General features: G+C 71.9%; 1 protein-coding gene. It reads right to left on the minus strand.

The genetic code is table 11. From position 1 onward, the window contains the following. Nucleotides 1-1,024, minus strand: a 1,024-nt coding sequence (locus AOK03_RS37120) for a serine/threonine-protein kinase (RefSeq protein WP_055569781.1), incomplete at its 3' end; no start/stop codon positions are given. Between the last annotated feature and the right edge of the window lie 321 nt (nt 1,025-1,345).

Here is a 1,345-nt window from a genome sequence, read left to right on the forward strand (position 1 = left end):
CGCCGGACAGCTCGTCGGGCCCGGGGACACGCATCGACGTGTGGGTGTCGCGATTGGAGTCGGCGGAGGCCGAGCCGGGGACGAGGGGGACCGCGCCCCGCCGGGGAGCGGTCTCACGGGGCTCGGGGTCGGCGTCCTCGTACGTCTCCTCGGCCGGCGAAGGCTCCGTGTCGGGCTCGTCGACGTCCAGCGGCGGCATCCCCGCGACCAGCGGCAGCAGCTCCCGCAGCCGCGCGCCCAGCTCCGAGGCGCGCAGCCGGGACGCGGGGGCCTTGGCCAGGCACTGGACGAGGAGCTGCCAGAGCTCCTCGGGGATGCCGGGGAGCGGGACGACCGTCTCGGTGACGTGGCGCCGCAGGACCGCGCCCGGGTGCCCGCCGCCGAAGGGGGTGAAGCCCGCGAGCAGCTCGTACAGGACCGTGGCGAGCGCGTAGATGTCGACGGCCGCGCGCGGCGGCAGGCCCTCGATGATCTCGGGGGCGAGGTAGTCCGGCGTACCGATGATCTTCGTCGCGCGGGTGCGGCGCGGCGAATCGATCAGCTTGGCGACGCCGAAGTCGGTGAGGAGGGCGGGGTGGGAGCCGCCGGGGCCGAGGGGGCCCTGCATGTCCAGGAGGACGTTCTCGGGCTTGACGTCGCGGTGGACGATGCCCGCGGCGTGCGCGGCGGCGAGGCCGTCGGCGACGTCCGCGACGATGGCGACGGCGGCCTCGGGGGCCATGCGGCGCTCGCGGTCGAGGCGGGTGCGCAGGTCCGTGCCGCGGACGAGGTCCATGACCAGGGCGAGGTCGTTGCCGTCGACGACCAGGTCGTGGACGCCCACCACGCGCGCGTGGTCGAGGCTGAGCAGAGCCGTGCGCTCCTGGACGAAGCGGCCGACGAGTTCCTGGTCGGAGGCCAGGTCCTCGCGCAACAGCTTGATGGCGACGGGGCCCTCGGGCCCCTCGCCGAGCCACACCGTGCCGGCACTGCCACGGCCCAGGATCTGGTGGGCGGTGTACCGGCTGCCGATCTTGCGCGTCAAGACTGCTCCTACGGATGCGTGTTGGCGACAAAACTACGCGGCCTTGCCGCCAACCTTCACTCCGGGAGCAGAAATCACTCTGCAGATGTCGACAAATCCCCAAGGTCGCCCGGGGATTGCGGCACTTCGGACAGGCCCTGCCGGACAGACAGGCCCTGTCGGACAGGCCCTAGTTGCCGTTGATCTTGCCGAGCCACTCGCTGACCTTGTCGTACCCGTCCGAGAGCTGGCCCCAGAAGCTCTTCGTCGTGCCGATCCAGTCCTGCAGCGGGCTGAACTCCCAGACCAGCCAGCTCGCCACGAAGAGGATGACGATGGTGA

The sequence above is a fragment of the Streptomyces atriruber genome (assembly GCF_001418325.1).
Taxonomy (GTDB): domain Bacteria; phylum Actinomycetota; class Actinomycetes; order Streptomycetales; family Streptomycetaceae; genus Streptomyces; species Streptomyces atriruber.